This is a genomic window from Rubrilithobacter danxiaensis, assembly GCF_047272945.1.
GTDB lineage: Bacteria > Bacteroidota > Bacteroidia > Sphingobacteriales > Sphingobacteriaceae > Rubrolithibacter > Rubrolithibacter danxiaensis.
Genome location: NZ_JBKOPS010000035.1, coordinates 1 through 1,348 on the forward strand (window position 1 = coordinate 1; position 1,348 = coordinate 1,348).

Annotated in this window: 1 protein-coding gene; it reads right to left on the reverse strand. The window is 42.1% G+C overall.

The annotated features are described in order from the left end of the window. A partial coding sequence (locus tag ACLCDL_RS17875; protein ID WP_423149778.1) for a tandem-95 repeat protein occupies positions 1-1,348 on the reverse strand: 1,348 nt, incomplete at both ends.

The window sequence follows — 1,348 nt, forward strand, 5'->3', positions numbered from 1 at the left end:
GTAGGTCTTGCTCTGGTCGTCTGCTGTTACTGCTAAGGTAGCCTTGCCTATCGTTAACGTTCCTGCTGTATACGTGAAATCGTAGTTAGCCGATGCTCCGCCTGCTGCCGTAATTGCATACGTTCCGGCTGCGCTGCCTGTGGTGGCTGCTGTGGTTGCTGTTGGCGGGGTGGTCAGGTCTGTTGCTGTATCCCCGTTTACAAAGCCGCTGTAGCTTACCGTTAATGCCGGGTTGGCCGTTCCGTAGGTCCTGCTCTGGTCGTCTGCTGTTACTGCTAAGGTAGCCTTGCCTATCGTTACAATTGTAGTAGCCGAAGTAGCTGTACATCCATCGAAATTAGTTACAGTAACACTATAATTTCCACTTTCAGCTACCTGATTAATGGTAATGCTTTGTGTTGTTGCTCCATTTGACCATAAGTAACTACTGCCGGCACTTGACGTAAGTTTTACACTTCCGCCATAAGTAAAGGTTACTGGCCCATTTGCTGAAATTGTTGGTCGTGGATTAACTGTAATTGTAACGGTAGCAACATTCGATAGGCCTCCATTATTATCTTTTACTGTATAGGATATAGGTGTAGTGATACCATTAAAGGTTGATGCCGGTATAAAAGTAATATCTCCTGTATTATTAACAGAATATACTCCTTCGCCTGACACAGAAAATGTTTTTTCTTCTGCTGAAGTTGATGGATTCAGATCCACCGAGGACGTATTTATTGTTCCGTCTACATCGGCATCATCACTGGTAATACTAAATGTTACGGAATTGTTTTGACAGGTACTAGCTGTATTATTATTTGCCTGGGGCAAATCGTTAATACTATTAACATGAACTGTTACATTAGCATTTGATGGTGCCCATATTGTACCATCAAAGCCATTCCACCTAAAGCTGTTTGTACCGTTAAAATTAAGATTTGGAACATAAGTTAAGTTAGGAATTTCGTTTACTAAAATTTCCTGGCCGGCGGTTACATTAATTCCATTAAGTTTCAATAATCCCTTAGTGCCATCAGGAACAGTAACTGCCTTTATTTTTACCAGAGCATCTCCATCAATGTCTATAAACTCATTAGAAAAATCAGTAATTGAAAAAGTTAAAATGTGATCTTCATCAATAGTTGCGGAAACATCATCTGCTACCGGTGCATCATTCACTGCCGTTACTGTTATGCTTACTGTAGCTGCTGTACTGCTTACCGTGCCGTCGTTTACCGTAAAGGTAAAGCTGTCTGCTCCATTGTAGTTTAATGCTGGAGTATAGGTATAGGCTCCTGTAGTGGCATTGATTGTTACGCTTCCGTGTGCAGGATCGGTGCCTTTGGCATATGTCAAAGTGCTG